Origin of the sequence: uncultured Thiothrix sp. (assembly GCF_937876535.1) — a bacterium.
Classification (GTDB): domain Bacteria; phylum Pseudomonadota; class Gammaproteobacteria; order Thiotrichales; family Thiotrichaceae; genus Thiolinea.
In genome coordinates, this window is record NZ_CALFHZ010000018.1 from 191,105 (window position 1) to 214,164 (window position 23,060).

The following is a 23,060-nucleotide window of genomic DNA, read 5'->3' on the forward strand; positions in this document are numbered from 1 at the left end:
TTTGTCTTAAGCGTGCCCTACGATCTTTTTATTAATAAACCATTGTTGTGCAATGGATAAGACGTTGTTCACAACCCAATACAACACTAAACCTGCAGGGAACCAAAGGAACATAAAGGTAAAGATCAATGGCAAGAATTGGAAAATTTTCTGTTGTACTGGATCCATTTGTGGAGGATTCAATTTCTGTTGTAGGAACATACTTGCGCCCATTAACAGCGGTAGTACAAAGTAAGGATCCATAATCGATAAATCCTTGTACCACAGAATCCAAGGTGCCTGACGTAACTCAACGCTTTCTAAAAGTACCCAATACAAGCCCATGAATACCGGAATTTGAATCAAGATCGGTAAACAACCACCTAGGGGATTAATTTTTTCCTTCTTATACAGCTCCATCATCGCTTTTTGTTTAGCTTGTGGATCACCCGAAAAGCGCTCATTAATCTCCTTCATCTTCGGTGAAACGGCTTTCATTTTAGCCATTGATTTATAGCTAGCAGCCGAAGGCCAGAAGAATAAGAGTTTAATAAATAAGGTCAGTAGGATAATAGTCCAGCCCCAGTTCCCCACAAATGAATGAATCGCCTGCATCAGCCAGAAAATAGGTTTAGAGACAAAGGCAAAAATCCCATAATCAACCGTTAAATCTAAGCCTTTAGCAATCTTTTCCAAATCATCTTGAACCTTAGGGCCAATCCAAATCTGGCTTTTAAAAGTATCCACACCACCTGGTACAATTTCTTTAACTGGGCTGCGTACCCCTAAGATATAGTTAGGCGTACCATTCTGTTGCAGCTCCATACTGTAATAGGTGTTTTGCTGATCTTGGGGCGGAATCCAAGCACTAATAAAATAATGCTCTAGCATACTAACCCAACCACCAGTGGCAGTTGCGGTCAGTGGCTCTTTCATATCTTTGAAGTTCAGCTTTTTATATTTGTCATCCGCATAATAAGCACCCCCTACGAAAGCTCGAACTCCACTGGTGAGCACATTATTGTCTACATGACTCGGCCCATGTTTGAGCTGACGATATTCCGAGCCTACCCAAACTTGGCTAGAATTATTCTTAACCTCTTCTTCTAAACTAACATCGAAACTACCTTTTTTTAGGCGATAACGTTTGGTGACTACCACACCATTTGGCCCTTGCCACACTAAAGGCACCACTACTTCAGCTTGATCAGCACCTAAGGCATATTCAGTTTTTTCGACGCTAAAATCAGCTAGATGATTAGGTGCTAAAGTATCTGCTGCTTGGCCATTAACCGCTTGATGTTGCAAACCTGACTGAGCGACATAACTGCGCCCATTTAAATCTAGAATACGAACTGGCTTATTTTTTTCTTCTAAACTAATGGGATAAGTTAATAAATCTGCAGCGACAATATCGCCACCTTTGGTACTAATTTGTAGATCTAAAACATCAGTTTTAACACGAACAATTTGCCCAGCTCCGGTGGTAATACCACTCCCATTTGGAATAGCAGGTACCGTTTGAGATGCACTAGATGCACTGTTAGCCGTTTGACTAGGCACTGAGCTAGCTTCTGTACTGGTTTGTGTTGTTGGTGTAGGTAAAGGCTTAGGAGCGTGATCTTGTTGCCAGCTAGTCCATAACAAAAACCCCAAGAAAATTAGGGTCAGGTATAGAAACGGGCGTTGGGAATCCATCATGATTCAATCCAATATTGGGGAGTTAAAGCTTTTAAAGGGTCATTTTGGCTTGAGGAGTCGTTTTTAAAGCAGGATATAACCGACTTAATTGCTCCCATAAGATTACAAGCTGCTGCAGTATAGCAGCGTTGTTAAGTTGTGCCACCTCAGACTGTGTGATGATCACAATATCTAATTTAGGTAGGTTTGCACGATGCAGACGAAAACTTTCTCGTACTAAACGCTTAATACGATTACGATCAACAGCGTGTTTTAAAGAGCGTTTTGATAAAGCAAACCCTAATCGAGGCTCGCTACGGGAGCTTTCGCGCACACGGGCAAATAAGCCTTGAACCTGAACTCGTCGATGCAAACCACGCTCAAAAACACGCTGGAATTCGCTAGGCCGAGTCAGACGACAGGTGCGCGGATAAGCAGCCACGCTAATTCTAAAATTATGGAATTAGGTTTTTGCGACCTTTTGCACGACGTGCACTCAGTACTTTACGCCCATCAGCAGTACTCATACGAGCACGGAAACCTTGTTTACGCGCATGACGTAAATTGCTAGGTTGGAAGGTTCTTTTCATTGCAATACACCAACAAAAATTTGAATTAAACGCAGTTTTGCTTGGGTTAAATGCAAAAAGATGCCTTAGCCCAGCCGCTAAAAGGTCAGGCAAATTACTTGATAAGCTTAGTTTTGTCAAGTGAAGAGCTTATCCACAAACAAAGTTCTTAAGCTTGTGGATAACTTCCTGCAGGCTCTATAATAGCCTGATCCATTCTAATCATATTTTCCTGTTCACCACCACGGGACGCTCGTTTATGCTTTGGCAACAATGCCTAACTCAACTCGAACATGAATTTCCTAGCCAAGAAATCAATACGTGGTTAAGAAGTTTACATGCAGTTGAGAAACCTAAAGCCCTGTATCTACTTGCCCCGAATCCAATTGTTTTACAACATATTCATGAAGTTTTTCTGCCGCATATAGTTCGCCATGTACGGAATTTGTCAGGGGATCATAGCTTTGATGTAATGCTGCAAATTGGCTCACGTAGTGCACCTAAACCTATACCTAAAGCAGCCTCACCTGCCCCAGTTGTAGAGCCGTCTATAGCAGCGCCTGTGCTAGCAACACCCCTGCCACTAGCAACGAATATAGCTAACTCTATCGACTTTAGCGCAGCAACCCCAGCTCCGGTTTCAGAACGCTTTGTTAATGCTTTAAATAGCAAGATGACCTTCGAAAACTTTGTAGAAGGTAAATCTAATCAATTAGCACGTGCTGCTGCGTTACAGGTAGGTGAGAATCCAGGTACTTCCTATAACCCTTTATTTCTCTATGGTGGAGTTGGTTTAGGAAAAACTCATTTAATGCACGCGATCGGTAATTGCATTCTCAAAGCTAATCCTGAAGCCCATGTTTTATATGTCTATGCTGAACGATTTGTAAACGATATGGTAAATGCTTTACGTACTTCACGCATTGAAGAGTTTAAACAACATTATCGTAGTGTAGACGCCTTATTAATCGATGATATTCAATTCTTCGCAAATAAAGATCGCTCGATGGAGGAATTTTTTCATACTTTTAATGCTTTATTAGAGGGGCAAAAGCAGATTATTTTAACCAGTGATCGCTATCCACGGGATGTAGAAGGTTTAGATGACCGTTTGCGCTCACGTTTCAATTGGGGCTTAACGATGCAAATTGAGCCACCTGATTTAGAAACGCGAGTAGCTATCTTACGTAAAAAGGCTGAGGATCACGAATTACATTTACCTAAAGATATTGCATTTTTTATTGCTAAACATTTCCGTTCGAACATTCGGGATTTAGAAGGCGCCTTGCAACGTGTGATTGCGAGTATGCGTTTACGTTGTATTTACGAAATCAATATGGACTTCGTGCATGATGTGTTGCGTGATCAGCTAGCGAGCCAAGATAAAATGGTATCGATCAGTAATATTAAAAAGCTGGTTGCTAAACACTACAATGTACGCGCTACGGAAATGGACTCCAAACGTCGCACACGTTCTGTGGCGCGTCCACGTCAGGTAGCAATGGCTCTGGCGAAAGAGCTTACTAGCCACAGTTTGCCTGAAATTGGTACAGAATTTGGCGGGCGCGATCATACTACGGTACTGCATGCTTGTCGGAAAATAGCTGAATTACGCGAGTCTGATCCTCGCATGGAAGAGGACTATCGGATTCTCATACGGAGTCTAACAAGTTAGGGATAAGTATAAGGATAGTTATGGGGAAAAGCTGTGGATAACTTAGAGTGTCAAAACCATCCACATCTTATCCACAGGTTGTTATACAGTTCATTCACCTAGTTTTTAATTAGCTATTAAGCTTTAAATTCAACTAGATAGAGGACTTATCCACAGATTTTGTTGACTCTATTATTATTATAGTAAAGATTTATATATCTAAATGAAATTAATACAAACTCGTGAAACCTTACTCGAAGCCCTGCAAGCAACTCTAGGCGCTATCGAGAAACGTAATACATCAGCGATTTTAGAAAACGTGCTACTGACAATTGCTAACAGCCGTAGCTACTGGCGTGGTACTGATCTTGAACTAGAGATTGCAACGTCTAGTTTTCTAGTAGATGCAACTGAAGGCTCAATTACTCTACCTGCACGTAAGCTTGCTGATATTTGCAAGTCTTTACCTGCTGAAAGCTTAATCGCCATTGAAGTTTTGGATAATCAGCGTGTTTTGGTAAGTTGTGGACGTAGTCGGTTTGAATTAGCTACTTTACCAGCCGAAGATTTTCCTAGCCTTGAGGATATTGGTGAAAGTTACCAATTAGAACTACCTGAAGCAGATTTAAAGGTTTTACTTGATAGCACAGCCTTTGCAATGGCGAATCAGGATGTACGTTATTATTTGAATGGGCTCTTGTTAGAGTTATCCCCAACTTATTTACGCACAGTCTCAACAGATGGACATCGACTTTCTTTGTATACTTATCCACAGGAATTAAATATTGTGGATAAGTCAGTGCAGTTTATTCTGCCGCGTAAAGGTGTAATTGAATTAACTCGACTATTGCGTAGTGACGCTAAAACGCCAGTCAGTTTGCAAATTAGTCAAAATCATTTAAGAGTACAGCTTGATAATTTACAATTTACTACCAAATTAGTCGATGGCCGCTACCCAGATTATCAAGCTGCTGTTCCTGCTAAAGGGCGAATTAGTATTGAAGTGGATCGGAAAGCTTTTAAAGACATGCTGACACGGGTTGCAATTCTTTCTAATGAAAAATTTAGAGGTGTACGGCTAAACTTAAAACCGAATACACTAACGGTTCAATCGAATAATCCAGAGCAAGAAACAGCTCAAGATGAATTAGATATTTATTATCAAGGCGAAGAGTTTAATATCGGTTTTAATGTCAATTACCTTTTGGATGCGATTAATCATATCAATAACGATACTATTGTTTTACAACTTAATTCACCTGAGAGTAGTGCTTTAGTAACCGACCCTCAAGATGAGGCAATTCGTAATGTCATCATGCCCATTCGTCTATAGGTAAAGTTTTTGTCTGTTTGGCTGCAGCACATTGCTATTCAAAATTGCCGCTTAATTCAGCAAGCTGATTTAAGCCTTTCACCTACCGTTAATTTTTTAACCGGGGCGAATGGTTCAGGCAAGTCTAGTTTTTTGGAGGCTTTGTGTGTTTTATCGCGAGGGCGTTCATTTCGTACCCCTCGCATCAATGAGGTGATTAGCCAGCAGGCTGACGCTATTACAGTAACGGGCAAGTTGTTTAACGAGGAGTTGGAAAGCAGTTATCGCTTAGGTATTGCTAAACAATGCAACGGCCAAACACGGATTCGCATTAACCATGCAGATATTAACCAACAAGCAGAGTTGAGTAGTCATTTACCCCTGACCTTGATTCATCCGGATAGCTTAGATCTAATTGCTGGCTCCCCAGTGCATCGACGTAGTTTGCTAGATTGGTTAGCTTTTTATCGTGAGCCTGATTTTCAGTTGGAGTGGAAAAACTATCAACGCATCCTCAAACAACGTAATGCTTGTTTGCGTGATTCGAAACAACGCTACGCTCTAACCGATTGGACCAAACAACTGATTCAAGCTCAACCTAAGCTTTATCAATTTAGATTGAGGTCGACTAAAGCTTTAATTGCAGCTTTGGATTCCGTAAGTTTACTTTATCAAGCTATTGGTCAAGTCCAATTGAAATTACACACGGGTTTCCCATCGCAGGTCGATCCTATGAATCTCCAAACTCTCCAGGAGTTTTACCAAGAACGACAAGATCAAGAGTTGCGTTATGGGATGAGTTTGTATGGTGCTCATAGAGGTGACCTATTGATTACGATTAATGGCGAGCCAGCGGTACGTCGAGCTTCACGTGGGCAGTTGAAGTTATTAGGTATAGCCCTATTACTTGCACAGAATGAGGCTATCAGCACAAACGAGGCAAAACGTGGTATAATAGCCATTGATGATTTAGCTGCTGAACTAGATGTGGATAACCAATCTCTACTGGCTCAAGTCTTACAAAAAACTCAGAAACAATTGATTATCACCGGCACACGTCAACCTTTACCCGAATTTCTACCTGCAGATGCTCACTTGTTTCACGTGGAACAAGGTCAAATTCATCTGTTGAATACTTAGGATTAGTCATGAGCGAGAACCAATACGATTCCTCGAATATTAAAGTATTACGTGGCTTAGAAGCAGTACGTAAACGTCCTGGCATGTATATCGGCGATACGGATGATGGTACTGGTTTGCACCACATGGTATTTGAGGTGGTGGATAACTCCATTGACGAAACATTGGCCGGCTACTGTAAAGAAATTAAAGTAGAAATTTTTAGCGATGGTTCGGTCAAAGTCTCCGATGATGGTCGCGGTATTCCTGTGGATATTCATCCTGAGGAAGGTCGTTCGGCAGCTGAAGTGATTATGACCATTCTGCATGCAGGCGGTAAATTTGATGATAACTCCTACAAAGTGTCTGGAGGCCTTCATGGTGTTGGTGTATCAGTAGTCAATGCTTTATCAGAGCAACTTGAATTAACGATTCGTCGTGATGGCAAATTACATCAACAGATTTATAAAATGGGTGATCCTGTTGCACCTTTAGCAGTGATTGGTGATACCGAAGGCACAGGAACTTCAGTACGCTTTTGGCCAAGTCATACTATTTTTACCCAAACCGAATTTCATTACGATATTCTGGCAAAGCGTTTACGTGAGCTCTCCTTCCTGAACTCCGGTGTGCGGATTCGGTTAGTGGATCGCCGTGGCGAAGGGCGTGAAGAGATTTTTGCGTATGAAGGCGGAATTCAAGCCTTTGTTGCTCACTTAAATAAAAACAAAACACCGATCAACCCAAGTATCATTTATTTTTCTACCGAACAAGATGGGATTGGTGTAGAAGTAGCTTTGCAGTGGAATGACTCCTATCAGGAAAATGTTTACTGTTTTACGAATAACATTCCTCAACGTGATGGTGGAACGCATCTTTCTGGGTTCCGTGCGGCCTTAACACGTACCTTGAACAACTACATTGAAACTGAAGGTTTATCAAAAAAAGAAAAAATTAGTCCAACTGGGGATGATGCGCGTGAAGGTTTGACAGCAGTACTTTCCGTGAAAGTACCTGATCCAAAATTTTCTTCACAAACTAAAGATAAGCTAGTTTCCTCTGAAGTGAAAAGTGTAGTCGAAGCTACGATGAATGAGCGTTTGGGTGCTTTTCTCTTAGAAAGTCCTCAAGAGGCTAAACTGATCACAGGGAAAATGATTGAAGCAGCACGTGCTCGCGAAGCAGCACGTAAAGCTCGCGAAATGACTCGCCGTAAAGGCGCTTTAGATATTGCCGGTTTGCCAGGTAAATTAGCCGACTGCCAAGAGAAGGATCCTGCTTTGTCAGAGTTATTTTTGGTTGAGGGTGATTCTGCGGGTGGTTCTGCTAAGCAAGGTCGTGATCGCCGTACCCAAGCTATCCTTCCGTTAAAGGGTAAAATCCTAAATGTGGAAAAAGCACGCTTTGATAAAATGCTGGCTTCTCAAGAAGTTGGAACTTTAATCACTGCTTTAGGCTGTGGGATTGGGCGTGAAGACTATAATCCTGACAAGCTTCGTTATCATCGTGTAATTATCATGACGGATGCGGATGTAGATGGTTCGCACATTCGTACCTTGCTACTTACCTTTTTCTATCGGCAAATGCCAGAGTTGGTTGAGCGTGGGCATATTTATATTGCTCAGCCTCCGCTCTATAAAGTGAAGCGGGGTAAACAAGAGCAATATGTCAAAGATGAAAATGAAATGGAAAACCATCTCATTCAACTCGCTTTAGATGGGGCGCAATTACATCTCTCTGCGGAGGCACCTGCTATCAGTGGTGAGGCCTTAGATTCCTTATTAAAGCAATACAATTCAGCTCGGCAGATTATTGGCCGTTTAGCCCGTCGTTACGATCAAGATGTACTTACTAGTTTATTGTTTGAACCGATGCTGGCTTCTAGTGAAGAGCTAGTGGCCGATCAATACTTCGCTTGGGTTAAAAATGCTATTGAGCATTTAAACATGACTATGAATGGCGAACGCTTATATAAAGTTGCCTTCCGCAAAGAGGATGACAAGCAGTGGTCGATTGAAGTGAGTCGTCGGCAACATGGTCTAGATCATATCTTAGTGTTGGATCAAGGCTTATTCGCTACACCTGAATTAAAGTTACTCATGCGGGTAAATCAAGAGTTGGATGGTTTATTAGCTGCTGGTGCTTATATTCAACGTGGCGAGCGCAAACTAGAGGTGCAGCGTTTTGATACCGTTGCTCATTGGCTGATGCGTGAAGCGAATCGTGGTTTAACGATTAGCCGTTATAAAGGCTTGGGTGAGATGAACCCTGATCAGCTCTGGGAAACTACAATGGATCCTGCAGCTCGTCGTTTAATGCAGGTAAAGATTGAAGATGCTATTGGAGCAGATCAGATTTTTACGACTTTGATGGGTGATCAAGTAGAACCACGTCGTGAATTTATTGAGACAAATGCCCTAGCAGTGGAGAACTTAGATATTTAAGTTCCACGTGAAACATTGAGTAGTTCAGCACAGATAACATAACAGGTACACGTATGCATAATCCATTATTACAAACAGACGGGTTACCCCAATTTAGTGCCATTCAAGCTGAGCATGTAGAACCAGCTTTGGAGCAAGTACTTAAGGATAATCGTGAGTGGTTGGCTAGGCGCTTAGCAGCACCTATTCAGGCCTCATGGGATAATTTGATTTATCCTTTAGATGAAGTAGGTAATCGCCTAGAACGAGTCTGGTCGCCTGTGAGCCATTTAAATGCAGTGGCGAATACTGAGTCTTTACGAACGGCTTATAATGCTTGTTTACCTAAACTAAGTGACTACCACACTGATATGGGGCAGAACCAAGCCCTGTATGAGGCTGTTAAAACCGTTGCTGATACTGAACAAAACTTAGAGTTAAGTCAAAAGCATGCCTTAGCAAGAAGCTTGCTATCCTTTCGCTTGAGTGGAGTCGCGTTACCTGAAGATAAAAAGCAACGGTATCGTGAAATTAGCCAGCAGCTTTCCAGCTTAAGTTCGAAGTTTTCTGACAACATTCTGGATGCCACTAATGCCTGGTTTAAGCAGATCACCGATCTAGCCTTGCTAAATGGTATTCCCGAGTCTGGTTTAGACATGGCTCAGCAAGCAGCTCAGCAACGTCAGCTAAGCGGTTGGGTATTTACCTTAGACTTTCCGAGTTATTATTCGGTTATGGCCTATGCTGACAATCGAGAACTGAGAGCAGAGCTCTATCAGGCTTATACCACGCGTGCTTCGGATTTAGGTACTAATCTTGCTTGGGATAATACCCAAACGATGCGTGATATCTTAAGACTTCGTCAAGAAGAAGCTGAATTACTCGGCTTTGCTAATTATGCGGAAGTCTCATTAGCCATGAAAATGGCAGACACCACTCAAGAAGTAATCGATTTCTTAGCAGATTTAGCCAAGCGTAGTAAACCTTTTGCAGAGTTGGAGTTTGCTGAGATAAAGGTTTTTGCACAAGAGCAGCTAGGCCTTAATGATGTGCAGGCTTGGGATGTTACCTATATTAGTGAAAAAATGAAGGAAGCTCGCTTTGACTTCACGGATGAAGATTTAAAGCCCTATTTCCCTGTGGATAAGGTGATTCAGGGGTTATTTAGTCTAGTAGAACGTTTATATAATGTACGTATTCAACAATCGACAGCAGTGGATATTTGGCATCCTGATGTGACTTTCTATCAAGTCTATGAGGTCGATGGGAGTTTGCGTGCAGAGTTCTATTTAGATCTTTATGCCCGTCAGCATAAGCGGGGTGGTGCATGGATGAGTGATTATTGCGGACGGTTTAAACGCAAAGATGGCTTACAAATTCCAGTCGCTTTTATGACTTGTAACGGTACCCCTCCAGTGGGTGATAAGCCTGCACTTTTTACTCATGATGAAGTAGTGACCTTGTTCCATGAGTTTGGGCATGGTTTACACCATATGCTAACTAAAGTGGATTACCCTGATATTGCAGGTATCAATGGCGTGGAGTGGGATGCAGTCGAGCTACCCAGTCAATTCATGGAAAATTGGTGCTGGGAGCCTGAAGTGCTTAATCTGATTTCCGGCCATTGGCAAACGGGTGAACCCTTACCCAAGGATTTATTTGATAAAATGCAGGCTGCACGCCACTTCCAAACTGCCATGATGATGGTGCGCCAATTAGAATTTGCCTTATTTGATATGCGCTTACATATGGATCCACAAGCATCTGAACCTGGGCATGTGGAACAAATACAAGCGGAAGTACGCCAACAAGTAGCTGTAGTTCAGCCGCCTGCCTTTAATCGCATGGCTCATAGTTTCTCGCATATTTTTGCAGGTGGCTATGCGGCAGGCTATTACAGTTATAAGTGGGCAGAAGTACTCTCAGCCGATGCTTATGCACGCTTTGAAGAAGATGGTTTGTTTTCAGCTGAGGTAGGCCAAGCTTTCTTAGAAGAGATTTTACAAGTAGGTGGTTCGCGTCCAGCGATGGAGTCTTTTGTGGCTTTCCGTGGGCGAAAGCCACAAATTGATGCATTGTTACGGCATAGTGGTTTGGTGCAAGCTGCTTGAAAGCTGTTACGCTGCTGTTAGTTATTTTTATTTTAGGAGTGGGTGGCTATCTTGCTTTACAAGCTTGGCCACCTTTTCAATCAAACTCTCCCAAACGCATTACCCTCATTTCTTCAAAAAATTGTTGGCTGAACGAAAGTATTTGTACAGCAGAACATGAGAGTGTACAGCTTAGCTTAGAGCTAGCTCCACATCCAGTACCGTTAATGAAGCCAGTGCAGGTGACAATGCAGTTAAAGGCCGTAAATAATCTAGAAAGTGCCAGCCTTAAAATTGAAGGCGAAAATATGTATATGGGCTTTCAAAACGTACTGTTGACTAAACAAAATGACAGTGAATGGCAAGGAAATTTTAGCCTACCTGTTTGTAGCGAAGCTGAGATGCATTGGCGGGTAACGGCTACACTGAACGCTTCACAACAAGTCTATCAAGCTAGCTTTAAGCTAGCCACTCAGCGCTAATTCAATTTAATCTGAACCCTAGCTGAGCTATTTCTAAGGCTCAAGCCGTCAGGCGTATAAACCTGATTCCCCATCGGTTTTTGGTAGTCACCTTTCTGAAAAATTGCTTAGATTAAGCTATACCAACGACCCCACAAAACGAATGATTACAAAAATAATGGCCGCAGGCGGGTTTTGCCATGCTTTCAAGCTGTCTAAATTTTCCAGAATAATTTTTTATCTCAGCCTAAGTAGTAGTGGATTAGCCAGTTTTGCTGCGCTTGCTGCCCAACAAATGACTAGTCCTGATCTTAACTTAAGTATTCTTGATCCACGCTTTTCTTCACTCAATGAGCTGACTGCGGCGGAGCAAAGTAATTTACTTTTACAGGCACAACTTCCGGATGGTGTTGAACTACCCTTAACAGCTATTAAGTGGCGCATTGATAACAGTAAAGGTGTACCGGTACGGCAACTGCAAGGGCAAGAGCAAGCTGTACAATTAGATGCAGGCACTTACAAAGTGCAGCTTAGCATTGGTCAATTTACTAGTACTAAATTATTAAGCATAAAAGCAGATGTACTGAGTAAGCCTTATTTTAAGGCCAATATCGGACATCTTGTGATTGAAGCCAACCATTCAGCAGATTGGTTAATTACTAGTTTAAGCACCGCCAATCCTAGTTTTGCTGTGAAAGCAAGTCAAGAAGTAGACACTTGGGTCCCAAGTGGATTTTATGAGGTTACACCCGCACATAGCGGTGTAACACGTCGTCAAGTGGTGAATGTACTCGCCGGTGAAGTCAATACCTTAACTATTGATATCCCCTTAGTTGAAGTCAATTTAATCGCAGTGGAAAACAATCAACCTTTATTTAAGCCAGTCGAATGGGCGGTATTTCGCTTAGAAAAAGGTGAGCGTCATTATATAGGCAGTTATTATCAACACTCACAAGGTATTACCGTTCCAGCAGGGTATTATGAAGTGGTAGCGACTCATGCTTCAACGGTACGAAGTCGACAATTCTGGGTGAAAGAAAATACTAGCAATAAAATTATTCTAGCGATGGACTAAGGTCAAGGCAGCAGCTTTATGAAGCTGCTGTACGTTGCGCTAGTTTGACGTAGTAATTGGATGAATAGGTAAAAAAGGCACGCTCTTTATCAGTAATGGGTCTGAGTTGCTTAACGGGGCTACCCGCGTATAAATAGCCGCCTTCAAGTTGTTTACCGGGTGGTACTAGGCTACCTGCTGCAATAATAGTTTCATCAGCTACTACTGCACCATCCATCACAATCGCTCCCATACCAATCAAGCAGCGATTACCAATGGTACAAGCATGTAAAATGGCTTTATGCCCCACGATCACATCATCACCAATAGTTAAAGCAAGGCCTTCGGGGGTTGTAAAGGGTCCGCCATGCGTGACATGTAATACTGAGCCATCTTGAATATTAGTGCGTTCGCCAATGGTGATAGGATTAATATCTGCTCGAATCACTACCATAGGCCAAACAGAACACCCTGTACCTAAACGAACTCGACCACTCACATAGGCTGTTTCATCGACCCAAGTACTGGGATCAATCTCCGGGTAATGTCCTTCGAATGCTTTAATGGTCATGTTAGCAAGCCTTCTCTTCGCCCGGCGGTAATTGCAGGAAAAAGCCATTTTCTTGGATATTACGTTTCACTTCACTGGCTTCAGCCAAGACCATCTTTCGCTCGGAAGAAAGTTCGAATTCAAATGAGAATTCGGCTTCTCCGAACAGCTTTAATAAAGAGGCAGGCACTTGGGTAAAATCATCTCGTTTAGGAAGAAATAAATAAGTCTGCTGTTTACGCCGACTCCGGTAAACATAACATTGCATCAGGTAATCCTTTTACTCGCGGGTCATTACTTCGCTAGAGATTATATCCGCAAAGCTCACCTTATGCTCTACCAAGCCACCATTCAACCGTCTTTCAATGCGTAAAGAATCCCCTTCAGTACCCAATAGCTTACCTTCATATTGACGACGATCTTTTTGTGTAAGGCGAATATATTGCCCCTGATAATCCGCTAATTGCTTTGGTTCTACCGATTTATAAGACATGCTAAATAAAGCAGTTTTAGGCAGCTCTTTGCCTGTGGGTAAAGGTTCGGCCGGTTTGCTAGGATCGCTATTAGCGGTAGTACTGGCGGTTGGAGTTTGAGTATTGGCATTTGGCAATCTAACAGCGACGGTTTCTTGGTGAGCAGGTAGTTCGCCAGTAGCGACCGGCTCAGTCACTTGTTTGGAGGGAAGTTGAATGCCTGCTTGTTTTGCATATTGATAAACTTGGTTATCAGCACCCGCAAACCAAGTTGCAATTGCTAGTAACAAACCAATAAATCCAGCCATCACCCAACCATAAACTTGATGCCAGACACTAGGTAAAACGAGGACATTGACAACAGGAATAATAGCGACAATACCAGTCAAAAAATGATGCACAAAGCCTGCAATAATCACCCTTAACCAGCTGAGTAAAAATAAAAATAGCCCTATTGCAAATGCAATAATTAATAGATACTCCACAGCAAACCCTCTGAGTATTTTTAATCTTCTAAATAAGTATAACCGATTAAACCTGCTTCAATTTCACGCAGCAGCATTTTCTGACGATCGGTATTATCTACGGCAGCGGCTAGTTTTTTCCGGCATTGTGCCAACAAGTCCTTAGGTTCAAAGTGAATGGAACGTAAGAGTTCATCAATGGTATCACCACGCTCTGGTTCACTGATTTGATAGCTTCCATCAGGAAACAGTTCCACATTAATGGAATCAGTATCTCCAAATAGATTATGCAAATCGCCTAAAATTTCTTGATAAGCCCCTACCATAAAAATGCCGAGTAAATAAGATTGCTCTGGTTTGAGAGCGTGCAAAGGTAAGGTAGTTTCTAAGCGCCCATGTTCGACATAACGTTCAATCGTACCGTCTGAGTCACAAGTTAAATCTTGCAAAGTCACTCGACGTGTAGGGGCTTCATCTAACTGATGTAAAGGCATAATTGGGAAGATTTGATCAATTGCCCAAGCATCTGGCATCGACTGGAAAAGCGAGAAGTTGCAGAAGTATTTATCTGCTAAGCGTTCACGTAAATTGGTCTGAATTTCGTTTTCAAGGGAGTTGAAAATTTCAGGATTGGCAATCAATTTTTGGCTAATCGCTCGATGCAAGCTTTCAGCTTGAGCACGCTGTTGCAGATTAATTGCCCCGTGCGCGTACAAACCATGAGCCTCCCCCAACCAATAAGCGGCATCGTGATAAATCTCTGAAGGTGGCAGGGTATTTAGGTTTTGGAGTAAGCGATAAAGATTATGCAGAATAGTCGGATCGGTGTCTTGCGGCTTGTGAATGACGGGTGCTTGCTCAGGTTGTTCTGGGTCGGTATCAATCACATTGGTAATGAGCACCGCATGATGCGCCGTCATCCCTCGCCCTGATTCAGTAATAAAATCAGGTAGTGGCACATTATAATCTTCACAAGCATCTAAGACGCTGCGTACTACCGTGTTTGCGTACTCTTGTAGGGTATAGTTGATAGAGCATTCACTACGCGAGCGTGAGCCTTCATAATCCACCCCTAACCCCCCCCCTACATCGACAACGCGAATATTCGCCCCGAGTTGATGGAGTTCTGCAAAATAACGACTGGCCTCACGCATACCCCGTTGGATATCTTGGATATTCGCAATTTGCGAACCCATATGAAAATGCAAGAGTTGTAAGCAATCAAGTTTACCGGCTTGCTTGAGCGTATCGAGCATATGCAGAGCTTGCGCTGCAGATAGCCCAAACTTGGATTTCTCTCCACCCGTGTTTTGCCACTTACCTTTGCCCAAAGAGTACAAGCGTACCCGTATACCTAATAGTGGTTCGATTTGCAGTTTTTCAGCTTCTTCTAAAGTTTCTAAAAGCTCAGAAGGTTTTTCGACCACAATATAAATCTTATGCCCCATTTGCCGACCAATCAGGGCAAGACGTAAATATTCGCGGTCTTTATAGCCATTACAAACAATAGTGCAGCCTTCAGGGGCTGAACCTAGTACCGCCATTAGCTCCGGTTTACTACCCGCTTCTAAACCAACTTGCTGTTTGCCACCAGCGAGAATTTGCTGCACTACACTGCGTTGCTGATTAACCTTAATTGGGTAAATAGCGGTATAGCGACTTGAGCGTCCTGATTCAGCAATTGCTTTATTAAAAGCAATTTGCAGGCGTTGTACGCGGTCATGTAAGACATTTACAAACCGTACCAACAGGGGAAAACGCATGCCATTTTCTTGATGCACACGCTGAGCAAATTCATACAGATCCACTTGTTGTTGACTATGCGGTAAACACATAGCGACATGACCTTGGTCATTAATATCAAAATAACCATTGCCCCAATTACGAATTCGATAAAGCTGGCGGGCAGAATCCAGATTCCAAGTGCTGTCTGTACGCATATTAATCCTGCTAAGTTTGAAATTATTCGCTGCAATTCGCGCAGAATACTCGCAAAGTTTCTTAGAGGCTATCTTCGTTATTCACTCTAAGGTTTCCAAACCAAAATTAGCTCAAAAGCCAAAATTATTTTTGCTGAAAAACATCTTGTGCTAAGCACCAAAATCCTTATGATGCTGGAGTATCCTGTACAACAGACACACACAAACTTCACCTCTTCTGCTGATTTTCAGAGCCAAGCTAACGGATAGGACGAGACTTATGGGCACACCCTTCGCTGTTGATACCACCGATCAATTTGATCCCTTAGAACTACAAACAAATCTCAATAAAGCTTTTGGACTTTGGCAACAGTTTTTACTGCGTGCCACGGGTGCTGCTCTCAAAGCTAAACCACGGGTTTCTGCGGGTGATATGGCTTTCCAAAATTCAGCGCTGCGTTGGGCTGCCAATTTAGTCTGGCATCCGTTTGCAATTGCTCAGGCCAATTACCAGTTTCTGCAAGATCAGTCACAACTTGGGCAAAGAATGGGCATGCGTATGCTCGGTTTTTCTGGGGTGAAGATTAGTGATGAAGCGAGCCTCAAAGACCGTCGTTTTAAAGACCCCGCTTGGCGCGAAAATCCAGTTGGCGAAACTTTAATGCAGTCCTATTTAAATATAGCTGACTATTGTAAAAGCCTGATCCATCTCACCGATGGATTACCAGAGCACGAAGCTAAAAAAGCGGTTTTCTTTTTAAATAGCCTGGTAGATGCACTCTCACCTAATAATTATGCTGCCACCAATCCACAGGTCTGGAAAATGGTGTACGACACCCAAGGTGCTAATTTAGTGAAGGGTATGGAAAATCTGTTAAATGATTTTCAAGATGGTGAACTACGTATTCGTATGACGGATATGAAAGCCTTCGAACTAGGTAAAGATATTGCAACCACACCGGGTAAAGTGGTGTTTCGCAATGATTTGATGGAGTTGATTCAATATCATCCTAGCACTGATAAAGTTCGTAAACGCCCACTCTTAGTGGTTCCGCCGTGGATCAATAAGTTTTATATTCTTGATCTGCGCGAGCAAAACTCTTATGTGAAATGGGCGGTTGATCAAGGCCACACTGTCTTTATTATCTCTTGGGCTAATCCCGGTTCGGCACAACGTAACTTAAGTTTTGATGATTATCTGCAATCCGGTACTTTAGCGGCGCTAGATGCAATTGAAGCGGCGACGGGCGAGCGTGATGTGAATGTTGCGGGTTATTGCTTAGGGGGTACTTTAACAGGGGCAAGTTTAGCTTGGCTGACCGCGAAGCATGATGATCGGATCAAAAGTGCTACCTTCTTTACGACGCTATTAGATTTTTCTGAGCCAGGTGAAATTGGTGTTTTCTTAGATGAACCACAAGTTGCGGCTTTAGAGCAACGCATGGAAGATAATGGTGGCTATTTAGATGGCAAAAATATGGGTTCTGCCTTCAATATGCTGCGCGCCAATGATCTGATTTGGTCTTTCTTTGTAAATCTCTATTTATTAGGTAAAGACCCCATGCCCTTCGATTTATTATTCTGGAATTCAGATAGTACTCGGATGCCCGCAGCCATGCATAGCTTCTATTTGCGCAATATGTATCTGGAAAACAAACTTTGCCAACCGAATGGCATTCAGCTGCTGAATACCCCGTTAGATATTACCAAGGTGAAAACGCCGGTTTATTTCGTATCGGCTTACGATGATCATATCGCCCCTTGGCGCAGTACTTATGATGGTGCACAGCTATTTGCTGGCCCTGTACGCTTTGTCTTAGGGCAATCGGGGCATATTGCTGGAATTATTAATCCAGCTTCAGCGGATAAATACGGTCACTGGGTGAATGAGCAACTGCCTGCCTCTGCTGAGGAGTGGTTTAAAGAAGCGCAACTAGTGAAAAAGTCTTGGTGGCATGATTGGGATCAATGGGTTTCGCAATACGCTGAGGGTGAAGTTGATGCGCGTGTACCTGGTTCAGGGCAATTAAATCTACTCGGTGATGCCCCCGGCACTTATGTACGTGTCAAGGCGAGCTAACATGAGTGAAGCTTCTAATCGTCGTCTAGTTTATAGCTGTACTCTGCCAGTACGTTGGGGGGATATGGATGCTTTCGGGCATGTGAATAATGCGATGTATCTGCGCTATTTAGAGGAAGCGCGGGTACAGATGCTAGTGGCTATGCTCGGCAATCAAATCACTGAGGGTGATTTCGCCACCGTCGTCATCAATGTCGGTTGTACCTTCCTCAAACCCATTACTTATCCAGATAGTGTACGTATCGATTGTTATGCGGGTGAACTGGGGCGCTCTAGCTTTATGACTTGGTATGAGGTAGTTGCTTTATCTGCGCCAGAGCAAATGGCTAGTGAAGGTTATGCCAAAGTTGTATGGATGGATCGCCGTAGTGGTAAGTCTGCCCCTTTACCCGAACATATTATCAAAGCAGTAACAGGCTAAACCAAACTTGGCGCTTAAGCTCTTAACTGGTTTAAGCGCGCCCTCTTTCTTTTAGAGGCTTGACCCTCAGAATGAATTAGTGATCATATGCCCCTTTTAGCCTAAGCTTCAGGGGTTATATGGATATTCAAGCACAGCATCAGTATCTCCAACAACAAATTGATGCCTTGACGACTGTCCTGCCGATTCAAGCCCCCTTACCCGATTTTGTCCACTTTAATCCACTGATGCACTATGAGCAGCTCCCCTTCGCGGCTGCACTCAAACAGGTTTATCAGCGTACCGGTGCACTTGGCTACTTGAGCCAAAACGAATACAAACGCTTTTATGAGCAAGGCCGAATTAATGATGCTGATCTACAAGCAGTGCTTAGTACAGAGGTTGATTTCAACTCTCAAGAAGTTGTAGTAGAAGGCTGGACAGCACGTGAACTCAGCCAACTGATACTGCTGAATCCAATCAAAAAACTTAGTTATCGCCAGGTACGTTGGAAGATTGAAGAAGAACAGGCTCTCGAACGATTCCAAGCAGAGGTTTCGCCATCCAGCCAGCAGCGTTTATTAAAAGCGGCGGGTTTAGATGCCAGTCAAACTCAACAAGCTCTCAATAATTTATGGCAAGCGACTTTGCGAACTTTAGATGTGCATGAAGATTTTACTCATCCTGAAGCAGTCACTTATTTAAGTGCAAGCAATTTAAGCCATCTTTGGCAGGAGATTAAGGAAAGTGCACATTTAGATGAAGCAGATATGGAGCAGCAGGTACAGCACGCCGGGCATGAGCGCTTACAAGGTTTAATGGATTTAGTAGGGCCAGTGACTACCTTACGCGGTTTTTTGAAAACACTGACCGGTGAGGATGTCTTGCATGAACTCTGTCCTTTATTGTTTCGCCAATTAGGGCAATGGCTCGATTTAGAACTATCGGGTTTAACGGAGAAACCCGATAGCTTTTTGAGCTATTGGAAGCAGTTAGCACTCAACGATCATTTCCCAGGGTTCAGTGAATTAGACCCTTGGCATGATTACATTATTTCTCTAGATGATAATCCTCTAGTGATTATTCGCACTGAACTGATGCGGATTGGTATCGCGCGTGAAAATTGGGGGGCTTATTTACGTAGCTTAGCACTCGAAATCCCAGGTTGGTCAGGGATGGTGAATTGGCGAGTACAACACCCTCATTATGCAGAGCAAACCAATTCCATCGTAATGGCGGATTATTTAGCGGTACGTTTAGTTCTAGAGCACCTACATTGCCGCAAAGTAACACGTGAGCATTGGAATATTGAAGCTTCTCTGCCGGAATTGCGAGGCTACTTTAATCACAATTTATCTGAGCTATTAGTGCGCTTTTATGCTTGGCAAGCCCGTCTTCCTGAACACCTACAAATGCTGGCTTCAGGGGTATTAAGTGGGATTGGCGATGAGGTCTCACGTACTGAATGGCATCAGCTTGCCCATATGATTATGACTTGGAAGTTAGCCGCAGGTACTACCCTACCGGTACGCATGGATATGTACCAAGTCGTGTGGCGTATGTTTGTGTTGTCCCAGCATTTAGGTCTCAGTGCACAGCAATTAGAAAGGGTCACGCGTGAGCAAATTGGGCGTGTAAGTTTATTAATGCAGGCGCTAGACGAGCCTAATCGACGGGGGCATTTATGGTTGCGTGCATATGAGCGCCATTATCGTTTGCAAGTCTTCAATGCACTTATGAGTCCTATCCAGTTACATCTCCCAAAAAAGCCTTTAGCACAAATCTTGTTCTGTATGGATGATCGCGAAGAAGCTATGCGTCGCCATTTAGAAGAAATTGAACCACGCTTTGTGACTTTTGGAGTAGCAGGGGTCTTTGGCTTGCCGAATAATTGGCGAAGTTTTAATAATCCGAAAATGCTTAAACTAGCCCAACCGGTAGTTACCGCTGTGCATGAATTCCGTGAAGTTCCTGATGTACAGGAGACACCCGCTGCTATTCAAAGCTATCGCAAAAAAGCCAGCTGGTTAGAACAGTTAAGACGATTTAAGAGTCATGCACTGCGCCAAAGTGGTTTAGAAGCTTTCCTCAGCTTGCCAATGATGAGTAGTTTCGCCTTGAGTGAATTAGTGGGGCGTAATCTAGCAGCTGGGCGCTATCAACAGCTGACACAGAAGCTAAACGAACAGGTGTTAAAGCCTGTGCAAATGAGGGTGCAGTACACTGCCATTGAAGCTAAGGCGGCGCATGATTCGATGCAAATCGGTTTAAGTTTGGAGGAAAAGGTCGAAAAGATTGCTGCCTTTATCAAAGCAGCTGGGTTTACCCAAAAGTTTTCCCGCTTGATTTGTTTATTAGCGCATCGTGCGCAACATTTGAATAATCCGCATTTACTGGCCTATGGTTGTGGGGCTTGTAGTGGGCGTTTTGGTGGACCGAATGCGCGAGCATTTGTGGGCAGTATTAATGAGCCAAGCGTGCGCGCTGCTTTAGCCATTAAGCATCAAATCCATATACCCTCCGACTGTTGGTTTGTTGCTGCGGAGCATGATACGACGAGTGATGAGATTCGTTGGTTCGACACCGATTTGATTCCAAACAGTCATCAGGCAGAGTTTGCTCATCTGCAAACTCAGTTGACTAAAGCTGCACAGGCTTCTGCTCATGAGCGCTGCCGTAAATTTGCTACGGCTGCTTTAAATATTACGCAAGCACAGGCTTTCCAACATGTACAAGCGCGTGCCGCTTCTCCTGACCAAGCGCGTGCCGAGTTAGGCCATCAAGGTTGTGCGGTTGCCTTTATTGCAAAACGTACTATGAGTCAGCAGCGTTTTTGGGATCGTCGCTCTTTCTTAATTTCTTATGATTATGCTCAAGATCCTGATGGGCATTTATTAGAAGGGCAACTTTTAGGAAACGGTGTAGTTGGGGTAGGGATTGCGCTCGATTATTATTTTTCTCGGATTCAAAATGGCTATTTGGGTTCAGGGAGTAAAGTGCTGCACAATTTAGTCGGTGGTTTTGGGGTTATGGAAGGCACTGCGAGTGATTTACGCACGGGCCTGGCTCAACAGATGACTGAATTACATGAACCCATGCGTTTATTAGTGGTGGTGGAGGCTTTAGTGGAAACGGTGACTGCGATTTATCAACGCCAAGCTTATTTAAAACAGCTATTAGATAATGAATGGTTACAGTTGGCAGTAAAAGATCCTAAAGCTGATGCACTCTATGAGTTTATTCCGCATAAAGGTCTGATAAGATGGGAGAATATTACCTTGCCTTTGCCAGTGACTAGTAGCTCTCTGGATTGGTATTTGGGTAAACGAGATTATTTACCCCCCGCCCGAATTATGAGTGTCGCTGCCTAGAGTGGAACTATTCCATTCAAACTGAGTCCATAATGGGTTTAGGGAAGCAATCAATCTAAGACTTTATGGAGGCTCTAGATTAAGATGAAACCGATTGTATTGTTATTTGGGTTCTTAGGTTTAGTGACCAATCTAGCCTTAGCCGACACCAGTAGTCTTTTGCCGGTGCAGGATGCCATGGCGGCGGAAGCAACGCTGGTCGATTCAGATAGTAAAAAGCTCATGCAGGAATTGTGTGAGAGCTATGCTGATGATGAGGGGTTAAAAGATGCTGCCCGTGAGAGCAATATCAAAGATTGTTTGGCGAGTATGACTACCGATCTCTCAGACATGGAAACGACTGCGAGTTCTTCAGCAGAGCCAGCTGATCAACCGATAGATGAAAATGCGAGTCATCCAGAGGCGCTAATTGCGAATGAATTGGCAGAAAAACCTTTACCAGGTGCTGAAGAGCTAGTACCAAAAACCCCCTTGAAAACCGAATAGCTATTGACCTCCTAGAAAATAACTCTTAAGGTGTTTGCATAAATATATCAAAGACCTAAGGGTTAGGGTCTATACACGGGGGCTTAAATGTCTGGCAATCCAATCCTCTTTGAGGATGCAAGCGATCTCACTAATAACTTGCCGCAAGCGCAAGCATTTGAGGGTGGACGCTTTTTATTAGAGCAAGGCGTTAAAGGCGATTTAGCTAAATTAGAGCAAGTCGCGCAAAACTTTGATAATGATCCTTTAACTTTACGTTTACTCAGTACTTATTTACGTCGCTGGTATGCTGGGCGCTTAAATGGTTTAGAAAGCATTCCAATCCTCTTTGATCAACGCCCGACAGGACGGGCGCTACGTCGGTTATTAGCCGCTTTTGAAATGAAGCTAGCGGGTGCTTCAGATATCACCTTGTTATATCTGTTAAGCTTAAGTGATCGACCTGTGCCACAGCAGCCAATGAAGTTTATCTTCCGCTCCACTTTTGTGGAACGTTGGTTAAGTCGGCGTGATGATTATGTACGTTTTTTAGCTCCGCTCGGGCGCTTAAATGAAGATCATTGGCATTGGGTGCTGGAAAATCTCCGCCGCTTAAATTTGCTAGAACCACCGATTGAAGGCCATCAGGATTTGCTGTTAGTGCCTGAGCGGATTCGCCTGTATTTGCGTGAAGAGCTGCGCATAAAAAATCCAGTCGCCTATAAACAAGGCAGATTGGATATGGACAAGCTCTTCCGCGAAAATATTGTGCCACTTGCGATTCTTGAGCCGGAAGTCGTTGAAGAAAAGCCTAAACCTGTTTTGTGGGAAATGAATGAATTGGATTCTGCGCAACAACAAGTCTTGGCTTTACGCTGCTCATTAGCTTCGTTGCGTCAGCATAGTCATGATCTGAACCAACACTTATTGAGTATGCGTACTGCCAATTTGATGACGGCAACTCAGGAAAATAATCCTATATCAGCCTAGTCAGGTG

Annotated in this window: 19 protein-coding genes; 12 read left to right on the plus strand and 7 right to left on the minus strand. The window is 43.3% G+C overall.

Annotation, left to right across the window (positions count from 1 at the left end; genetic code table 11):
* Positions 1 to 6: 6 nt before the first annotated feature.
* From yidC to rpmH, 3 genes are read right to left on the minus strand one after another with little or no spacing between them, the layout of a single operon-like run.
* Positions 7 to 1,680: a membrane protein insertase YidC gene (gene yidC / locus Q0230_RS09940; protein WP_298609833.1), complete on the minus strand. Its 1,674-nt coding sequence runs from the start codon at positions 1,678 to 1,680 to the stop codon at positions 7 to 9.
* Positions 1,681 to 1,711: 31 nt separating this feature from the next.
* Positions 1,712 to 2,101 carry a ribonuclease P protein component gene (gene rnpA / locus Q0230_RS09945; RefSeq protein ID WP_298609834.1) on the minus strand — a complete coding sequence of 130 codons (390 nt, stop codon included), beginning with the start codon at positions 2,099 to 2,101 and terminating at the stop codon, positions 1,712 to 1,714.
* 13 nt (positions 2,102 to 2,114) lie between these two features.
* The gene (rpmH, locus tag Q0230_RS09950) at positions 2,115 to 2,249 is read right to left on the minus strand and encodes a 50S ribosomal protein L34 (RefSeq protein ID WP_298609835.1); all 135 of its coding nucleotides are present in this window, start codon (positions 2,247 to 2,249) and stop codon (positions 2,115 to 2,117) included.
* A gap of 238 nt (positions 2,250 to 2,487) precedes the next feature.
* On the opposite strand from rpmH, the gene dnaA reads away from it, so the two are divergent.
* The 7 genes from dnaA (at position 2,488) to Q0230_RS09985 (ending at position 12,362) form a co-directional block, all read left to right on the plus strand.
* Positions 2,488 to 3,903, plus strand: coding sequence for a chromosomal replication initiator protein DnaA (gene dnaA, locus Q0230_RS09955; RefSeq protein ID WP_298609836.1), 1,416 nt, complete (start codon positions 2,488 to 2,490; stop codon positions 3,901 to 3,903).
* 202 nt (positions 3,904 to 4,105) lie between these two features.
* Complete coding sequence (gene dnaN, locus Q0230_RS09960) at positions 4,106 to 5,215, plus strand: DNA polymerase III subunit beta (RefSeq protein ID WP_298609837.1); 1,110 nt, start codon at positions 4,106 to 4,108, stop codon at positions 5,213 to 5,215.
* 9 nt (positions 5,216 to 5,224) lie between these two features.
* The gene (locus tag Q0230_RS09965; RefSeq protein WP_298609838.1) at positions 5,225 to 6,334 is read left to right on the plus strand and encodes a DNA replication/repair protein RecF; all 1,110 of its coding nucleotides are present in this window, start codon (positions 5,225 to 5,227) and stop codon (positions 6,332 to 6,334) included.
* A gap of 8 nt (positions 6,335 to 6,342) precedes the next feature.
* Complete coding sequence (gene gyrB / locus Q0230_RS09970; RefSeq protein ID WP_298609839.1) at positions 6,343 to 8,757, plus strand: DNA topoisomerase (ATP-hydrolyzing) subunit B; 2,415 nt, start codon at positions 6,343 to 6,345, stop codon at positions 8,755 to 8,757.
* A 53-nt stretch (positions 8,758 to 8,810) separates the two neighbouring features.
* A complete protein-coding gene (locus Q0230_RS09975; protein ID WP_298609840.1) occupies positions 8,811 to 10,847 on the plus strand; it encodes a M3 family metallopeptidase in 2,037 nt (678 codons plus the stop codon).
* Complete coding sequence (locus Q0230_RS09980) at positions 10,844 to 11,308, plus strand: hypothetical protein (protein WP_298609841.1); 465 nt, start codon at positions 10,844 to 10,846, stop codon at positions 11,306 to 11,308. Before Q0230_RS09975 ends, Q0230_RS09980 begins: the two co-directional genes overlap by 4 nt.
* Before the next feature lie 274 nt (positions 11,309 to 11,582).
* The gene (locus tag Q0230_RS09985) at positions 11,583 to 12,362 is read left to right on the plus strand and encodes a hypothetical protein (protein WP_298609842.1); all 780 of its coding nucleotides are present in this window, start codon (positions 11,583 to 11,585) and stop codon (positions 12,360 to 12,362) included.
* 16 nt (positions 12,363 to 12,378) lie between these two features.
* Here Q0230_RS09985 and Q0230_RS09990 read toward each other — a convergent pair whose 3' ends face one another.
* The 4 genes from Q0230_RS09990 to speA are packed head-to-tail and all read right to left on the minus strand — an operon-like array spanning position 12,379 to position 15,768.
* A complete protein-coding gene (locus tag Q0230_RS09990; protein WP_298609843.1) occupies positions 12,379 to 12,912 on the minus strand; it encodes a gamma carbonic anhydrase family protein in 534 nt (177 codons plus the stop codon).
* 1 nt (position 12,913) lies between these two features.
* A complete protein-coding gene (locus Q0230_RS09995) occupies positions 12,914 to 13,159 on the minus strand; it encodes a YcgL domain-containing protein (protein WP_298609844.1) in 246 nt (81 codons plus the stop codon).
* Between the two features lie 12 nt (positions 13,160 to 13,171).
* The gene (locus Q0230_RS10000) at positions 13,172 to 13,849 is read right to left on the minus strand and encodes a hypothetical protein (protein ID WP_298609845.1); all 678 of its coding nucleotides are present in this window, start codon (positions 13,847 to 13,849) and stop codon (positions 13,172 to 13,174) included.
* A 20-nt stretch (positions 13,850 to 13,869) separates the two neighbouring features.
* On the minus strand, positions 13,870 to 15,768 hold the full coding sequence (speA, locus tag Q0230_RS10005; RefSeq protein ID WP_298609846.1) for a biosynthetic arginine decarboxylase: 1,899 nt from the start codon (positions 15,766 to 15,768) through the stop codon (positions 13,870 to 13,872).
* 259 nt (positions 15,769 to 16,027) lie between these two features.
* Between speA and Q0230_RS10010 the strand changes: the two genes are divergently transcribed.
* The 5 genes from Q0230_RS10010 to Q0230_RS10030 all read left to right on the plus strand — a co-directional run bounded on the left by Q0230_RS10010 (position 16,028) and on the right by Q0230_RS10030 (position 23,053).
* On the plus strand, positions 16,028 to 17,827 hold the full coding sequence (locus Q0230_RS10010) for a class I poly(R)-hydroxyalkanoic acid synthase (RefSeq protein WP_298609847.1): 1,800 nt from the start codon (positions 16,028 to 16,030) through the stop codon (positions 17,825 to 17,827).
* Between the two features lies 1 nt (position 17,828).
* Positions 17,829 to 18,248 carry a thioesterase family protein gene (locus Q0230_RS10015; RefSeq protein WP_298609848.1) on the plus strand — a complete coding sequence of 140 codons (420 nt, stop codon included), beginning with the start codon at positions 17,829 to 17,831 and terminating at the stop codon, positions 18,246 to 18,248.
* Between the two features lie 119 nt (positions 18,249 to 18,367).
* Complete coding sequence (locus Q0230_RS10020) at positions 18,368 to 21,598, plus strand: putative inorganic carbon transporter subunit DabA (protein ID WP_298609849.1); 3,231 nt, start codon at positions 18,368 to 18,370, stop codon at positions 21,596 to 21,598.
* A gap of 84 nt (positions 21,599 to 21,682) precedes the next feature.
* Entirely contained in the window at positions 21,683 to 22,084 is a 402-nt protein-coding gene (locus tag Q0230_RS10025; RefSeq protein WP_298609850.1) for a hypothetical protein, read from the plus strand.
* A gap of 87 nt (positions 22,085 to 22,171) precedes the next feature.
* Entirely contained in the window at positions 22,172 to 23,053 is an 882-nt protein-coding gene (locus tag Q0230_RS10030; protein ID WP_298609851.1) for a hypothetical protein, read from the plus strand.
* Positions 23,054 to 23,060: the final 7 nt, after the last annotated feature.

What these genes read in the sequence shown, in the direction of transcription:
- Q0230_RS09985 (WP_298609842.1), top strand. Translation starts at nt 11,583, where the DNA reads ATGACTAGTCCTGATCTTAACTTAAGTATTCTTGATCCACGCTTTTCT.
- dnaA (WP_298609836.1), top strand. Translation starts at nt 2,488, where the DNA reads ATGCTTTGGCAACAATGCCTAACTCAACTCGAACATGAATTTCCTAGC.
- yidC (WP_298609833.1), bottom strand. Translation starts at nt 1,680, where the DNA reads ATGATGGATTCCCAACGCCCGTTTCTATACCTGACCCTAATTTTCTTG.
- Q0230_RS10030 (WP_298609851.1), top strand. Translation starts at nt 22,172, where the DNA reads ATGTCTGGCAATCCAATCCTCTTTGAGGATGCAAGCGATCTCACTAAT.
- speA (WP_298609846.1), bottom strand. Translation starts at nt 15,768, where the DNA reads ATGCGTACAGACAGCACTTGGAATCTGGATTCTGCCCGCCAGCTTTAT.
- gyrB (WP_298609839.1), top strand. Translation starts at nt 6,343, where the DNA reads ATGAGCGAGAACCAATACGATTCCTCGAATATTAAAGTATTACGTGGC.
- Q0230_RS09990 (WP_298609843.1), bottom strand. Translation starts at nt 12,912, where the DNA reads ATGACCATTAAAGCATTCGAAGGACATTACCCGGAGATTGATCCCAGT.
- Q0230_RS10025 (WP_298609850.1), top strand. Translation starts at nt 21,683, where the DNA reads ATGAAACCGATTGTATTGTTATTTGGGTTCTTAGGTTTAGTGACCAAT.
- Q0230_RS09995 (WP_298609844.1), bottom strand. Translation starts at nt 13,159, where the DNA reads ATGCAATGTTATGTTTACCGGAGTCGGCGTAAACAGCAGACTTATTTA.
- Q0230_RS09975 (WP_298609840.1), top strand. Translation starts at nt 8,811, where the DNA reads ATGCATAATCCATTATTACAAACAGACGGGTTACCCCAATTTAGTGCC.
- rpmH (WP_298609835.1), bottom strand. Translation starts at nt 2,249, where the DNA reads ATGAAAAGAACCTTCCAACCTAGCAATTTACGTCATGCGCGTAAACAA.
- Q0230_RS10010 (WP_298609847.1), top strand. Translation starts at nt 16,028, where the DNA reads ATGGGCACACCCTTCGCTGTTGATACCACCGATCAATTTGATCCCTTA.
- Q0230_RS10020 (WP_298609849.1), top strand. Translation starts at nt 18,368, where the DNA reads ATGGATATTCAAGCACAGCATCAGTATCTCCAACAACAAATTGATGCC.
- dnaN (WP_298609837.1), top strand. Translation starts at nt 4,106, where the DNA reads ATGAAATTAATACAAACTCGTGAAACCTTACTCGAAGCCCTGCAAGCA.
- Q0230_RS10015 (WP_298609848.1), top strand. Translation starts at nt 17,829, where the DNA reads ATGAGTGAAGCTTCTAATCGTCGTCTAGTTTATAGCTGTACTCTGCCA.